This is a genomic window from Candidatus Margulisiibacteriota bacterium (genome assembly GCA_018822365.1).
Taxonomy (GTDB): Bacteria; Margulisbacteria; WOR-1; order O2-12-FULL-45-9; family XYB2-FULL-48-7; genus XYB2-FULL-45-9.
On record JAHJKL010000050.1, the window covers coordinates 1 to 4,814 of the forward strand.

Genomic DNA, 4,814 nt, shown 5'->3' on the forward strand with positions numbered 1-4,814 from the left:
GGCGGGCGGCGCAACCGCCGCGACAAATTTCCAGAACGTCGCAGGGCTGGCAAAAATCAGGCAGTGGACTGCTTTCAAGGGGTGCTTGACTGACCAAAGTTGGGCAGAAAACCCGTCGTTCCTGCGGGAGCAGGAGCGAGAACGATTCGGGCCGGTCGATCATGGGGCAGGGGTATTTCGAAGCGAAGTAAGGGTCGCGATCCAGTCCTAGTTGGTAGCGGAACATTCCTTTCGAGTAATAATTCGGACCAAAGGTTGCCGAAGACAAAAGCAGTTTGATTGTTTCTTTCGGCCATCTAATTCTGGCGTCGATAAATGCCAGCAGCACGCGGTCAAAGTCCTCGCCAGTCACTACGCGATTGTCTAATCGAGCGTTCCCTAATGGTAAAGTTAGTCTGAAATTTAAAGTGTCGACTCCTAAATTGACCGCCGCCTCCGCGGCTTCCAAAACAATGGCCGGGTCCTGCGGGTCGACCTGACAGAACAAGCCGACCGTAAAAGGCCTGGTTAGTCCCTGACGGCTGAATTCTGCCAGCCCGCGGATAGTCCTTTCGACCGCGTTATAGCGGTCCCGGCCGTGGGTGGCATGTTTTCCTCTCGGCAGAAAACTGACTACCAGCTGGCGCAAACTGGAATGAGCCAGAGCGGTCAAATGGCTTGGCCGGAAACCTTTGATGCCGTTGGTGATCGCAAATGTTTCTCCGGCGAGATCCATTAATTCCAGGGAATGGCCGAAGACCTGGTCGTTATAATTGAATTCTTTGGGATATATTTTAACCTGGAAACCATCCTTTTTGGCTTGAATAATCTTGCCCTTAGCTGCTTCCCAGTCGATCTTTGAAGTGGAAGGGTCGCCGGGGTCAAAAAAACAGAAGTCACAGGCTTGATTACAAGGCGTATTAAATATGAAGTAAGCCAAAGGAGAGGTTTCGCGGTTTTGTAAACGCGTTTGAAGCGAACGGAAGCTGGCATCCCGGGTTGCCATTTTTATTCTACGGTCGAGAGACATTCCCAAATAAGGAGCGACAGCCCGGTATTCCGGTGGCGTCAGCGTTCGGCCGGCGACAAGGATATTCCCTGATTTACGCGTCGTGCCAATAAAAGCTGGCATAAACAGCCTAGGATTTTACGTCTTCAACCGTTTCTTTCATTTCTACGCCCAGGGTTCCTAGGATCGCCAGCGCCGGTTTGTAAATATCCGGTGTGGTCGGGATCAAAGAGCCCCGGCCTAAAACTTTGTTTTCAGCGACAAGTTGGACCCCAACTGCCGCCGTCAACCCGACCAGGCGCGACATTGAGGAGTCTCTGCCCGGGACGCCGAAATCTATTAAGGTCGAAGTTATTTTTTTCCGCCTGTCATTGTAAGCCGCGAGAAAAGTATGCTGCAAGACCGACATATCTCTTTCTCCGGCCCGGAATTGCATCCGCTCCTGCGCGATGGTCGAGAGGGCGTCGACCGGCGTTTTCGTGCCGGCCGGGATCGGCGTTTCTTCGAAAAGGCCAAGTTCCCGGGCTTGTTCGATCATGATTGAGGCCGGATCGACTCCGAGATAGCGGGCAAAAGCTGCTGTTACATTCTCGGCAGGGTCGGCGCCGATTAACTCTTTCGTCAGGCCGGCATAGCTTTGTCCGTTGAGGTCGATGGGGGCTTCTTGGAGAATGCCGGTTTTGGCGACCTTGTCCCAAAAAGCGCACCAGCCGGCGACCCGCAGGGTTCCCCGGAGCATGTTTTGAATGGCGTTCAGGCCGTAAGCTTTGATGTAGCCCAGCGAATCGCGGTTCGGGTAGCCCTCAAGCAGCCCAACCCCTTCGATCGGATGCTGGCTGGGACTCGAGAATAGCTGTTCGTTCGGCATGGTTACAACTTGGCCGTCGCGCATAAAAGTGGCGCTATTGCGCATGGCGTCAAAGACGCCTCTGGGCGACCAGGAAAACTTGTAGCCCAACGCATTGTTGGCTTCCGGCGCCGGCAGACCTCCGCAATAGGAAGAAAACCCGGTGATCTTTCCCCCGTTGGCCGTTACCTCTTCGATAATGCGCATCGCGGAAAAATGGTCGATACCTGGGTCAAGGCCCATTTCGTTTAAAATAATTAGTTCTTTGTCGCGAGCCGGCTGGTCGAACGCTTTAGTGTTGCCGGCGTAAGAGGCGGTAACAAGATGGGAGCCGTTGTCGATCGAAAGCTCGGCGACCAAGCTGTGCATTCTGGGCGGGAGCATGCTGACAGCAATGTCCGTCCCTTCCATTAATTTCCCTAGCAGGCCTTTGTTGCTCGCGTCCAGCCGTTCTGCGATCCCGTTGGGATGTCCCTGAATAACGGAGCGGGCTCTCGCTAAATCGACGTCTGCGACCGTCACTCGATGTCCTTGTCTTATTAATAGATCTCTAACTAAAGGCCTTGAAACCATGCCGGCGCCTAACACTAATACATTTTTCATTTTTTGCCTCCAAGCAGTTATCGTTAATGAATTATATAAATTTCACTGAAAATATTTTATGGAAGGAGTTCCCCACTGACTTTTTTTGCCCCATTTATTGTGCTATAATTTTAATGTGCATCCTGTACTAGCGGGAATAATACGCAGCGAGCGGATCGCTTCCGCCTATCTGTTTTTTGGGCCCCCAGGGCCGGCCAAGGCCGAAGCGGCCAGGGAGTTTGCCGAAAGTTTGGGGACCCGAAAAGTCGATCTGGTCACCTTGAAGCCTGAAGGGGCGACTATTAAGATCGACCAGATCAGGGAAATTCAGCAGGTGGTCAGGTATGGGCCGAATGCCGGTCCGCGGCTTGTCGCGATCATTGAAGCGGCGGACAAGTTAACGCCCGAAGCGTCGGCCGCTTTCCTGAAAACGCTTGAAGAACCGCCGCCAGGGGTTATTTTTATTTTGCTGGTGGAGCGGGATGACCGCCTGCCAAACACGATCCTGTCCCGTTGTCAGAGAGTGATATTTGGCGAAGACCCCAGGCCGCCTGAGTTGAATGAAGGATTTGCTCATTTCCGGCTAGACCTGAAAGGGGTTAAAAAAAAGGGGCCTTTGGAATTGCTTGATTTTTCGGCCAGGCTGGAAAAAGAAAAGGAGCAGCTTGAAGAATTGCTATATGACCTGGTCTATTACGCGCACGATGAGCTGCGCGATGCTAAATTAAGCCGGATCCTGCTTGAGACGATCAAAAATATTAAGCGTTATGTCAGCGCGAAACTAGCGCTTGATGTAGCTTGTTTGAAAATGGGAGATGTATGAAGGAAAAATTAGGGATCAAGTTGCGCAAGTTCAGCCGGATCTGCCCGATCACCGGTTACCGGGAAGAGTCGATCAAGATCGGCTCACCCGTTATTGTCCAAACCGATCGGGGGGTGGAGTTTGGCGAGATCATTGCTTTATCGGCCGGGACCTCCAGAGCCCTGTCCAGGGATGTCAGGTTGAAAAAAGTCTTGCGCTACGCAACACCTGAGGATATGGAACAGGAGCGGCAGATCCAGGAGCGAGAGGTTCAGGCTCTGCAGGCGGCGTCGCAAAAGGTCAAGGAATACGAACTGCCGATCAAGGTGATCAACCTGGAGTATCTTTTTGACAACAGCCGGTTGATCATCTATTACCGGAACAAAGGGAATAACGATAAGCCGCCTGTCCTGCGTGAGCTTTCACGCGACCTGTCTGTGACCCTGTCAGCCCGGGTTGACCTGAGGCAGGTTTCGCCGCGTGATGATGCCCGCCTTCTTGGCGGGCTTGGCCCGTGCGGCCGCGCGCTTTGTTGTTCGGTCTGGCTGGATAAACCGAAACACGTTACGGTCAGAATGGCTAAAGACCAGGGGTTGGCGATCTCGCCGACCAAAACGTCCGGGGTTTGCGGCCGCCTGCTGTGCTGTTTGGAATACGAATACGAAAAACCGATACAGAGAGGAGGAAAAGAGAATGCCAAAAATTGAGATCCGCAAAGGCGAGGAACTCGATAAGGCTCTGCGCAAGTTCAAGATGAAACTGCGCCACGAAGGGACCTTGGATGAAATGAAGAAGCGGGAATTCTACGAAAAGCCTTCGCAACGCAGGAGAAGAGAGGAAGAGGAGGCCAAACGGCGGGAAGTCAAACGACGCCGAGATTCAGACTAAACCGATGAAGATTCTTGACCGTTATGTCATCCGCGAGATGCTTGGCCCCTTTTTTATTGGAGTGGTCGGCTTTATCCTGGTGATGACGGTCGACCTGCTATTTACGATGGCCGATTTGATCATTAATAAGGGTGTGCCGTTCCTGGCGGTCCTTAAGCTGCTGGCTTACAAGCTTCCGTCGATCCTGGTTTTGACCTTTCCGGTCTCGACCCTTTTTGGGACGACCATGGCGGTGGGGCGTTTTTGCAAAGATAACGAAATGGCTGCCTTCCGGACCTCGGGAGTCAGCCTTTTTCGTTTAGCCCGTCCGATCCTTTTAGTTGGCTTTCTGGTCAGTCTCCTGGCTTTTTTTACCAACGAAAAGATCGTGCCGCACGCCAATTTTGTTTCCAGCCAGATCATCCGCCAGATCATTCAGCAGCAGCCCCTTCCAGAGGTCAAAGACAATGTCTTTTTCAAGGATTCCCAGAACCGCTTCTACTATGCCAATCAGGTCAATATGAAGAACAGGACCATGAGCAAGGTCATGGTCTACGAAGTCCAGCCCGGGGCTTTCCCCCGGACCATTCTTGCCGATAAAGCGAACTTTACCGGCAAGATCTGGGAACTGCACCAGGGAGTGATCCATAAATACGATCAACAAGGGAACTTGAGCTACGAAGCTAAATTCGACCGGATGAAGATCTCCGTAATTGAGGACCTGAACC

6 protein-coding genes are annotated in these 4,814 nt (G+C 52.5%); 4 read left to right on the top strand and 2 right to left on the bottom strand.

The window, feature by feature from the left end; translation table 11 throughout:
• Together KKF06_04100 and KKF06_04105 are read right to left on the bottom strand one after the other, a co-directional pair.
• Positions 1-1,111 (bottom strand): hypothetical protein (locus KKF06_04100; protein MBU1616950.1); only part of this gene is annotated, 1,111 nt, incomplete at its 3' end.
• A gap of 7 nt (positions 1,112-1,118) precedes the next feature.
• Positions 1,119-2,438 (bottom strand): saccharopine dehydrogenase NADP-binding domain-containing protein, encoded by a 1,320-nt coding sequence (locus KKF06_04105; protein MBU1616951.1) that lies wholly within the window; start codon positions 2,436-2,438, stop codon positions 1,119-1,121.
• Between the two features lie 115 nt (positions 2,439-2,553).
• Here KKF06_04105 and KKF06_04110 point away from each other — a divergent pair, with 115 nt between their 5' ends.
• From KKF06_04110 to KKF06_04125, 4 genes are all read left to right on the top strand, one after another.
• A complete protein-coding gene (locus tag KKF06_04110) occupies positions 2,554-3,240 on the top strand; it encodes an AAA family ATPase (protein MBU1616952.1) in 687 nt (228 codons plus the stop codon).
• The gene (locus tag KKF06_04115; GenBank protein MBU1616953.1) at positions 3,237-3,926 is read left to right on the top strand and encodes a hypothetical protein; all 690 of its coding nucleotides are present in this window, start codon (positions 3,237-3,239) and stop codon (positions 3,924-3,926) included. Before KKF06_04110 ends, KKF06_04115 begins: the two co-directional genes overlap by 4 nt.
• Positions 3,913-4,107, top strand: a complete 195-nt coding sequence (rpsU, locus tag KKF06_04120) for a 30S ribosomal protein S21 (protein ID MBU1616954.1) — start codon at positions 3,913-3,915, stop codon at positions 4,105-4,107. The genes KKF06_04115 and rpsU overlap by 14 nt, the downstream gene beginning before the upstream one ends.
• A gap of 4 nt (positions 4,108-4,111) precedes the next feature.
• A partial coding sequence (locus tag KKF06_04125) for an LptF/LptG family permease (protein MBU1616955.1) occupies positions 4,112-4,814 on the top strand: 703 nt, incomplete at its 3' end.

Coding starts and splice junctions, on each gene's coding strand:
- KKF06_04105 (MBU1616951.1), bottom strand. CDS start 2,438: ATGAAAAATGTATTAGTGTTAGGCGCCGGCATGGTTTCAAGGCCTTTA.
- KKF06_04115 (MBU1616953.1), top strand. CDS start 3,237: ATGAAGGAAAAATTAGGGATCAAGTTGCGCAAGTTCAGCCGGATCTGC.
- rpsU (MBU1616954.1), top strand. CDS start 3,913: ATGCCAAAAATTGAGATCCGCAAAGGCGAGGAACTCGATAAGGCTCTG.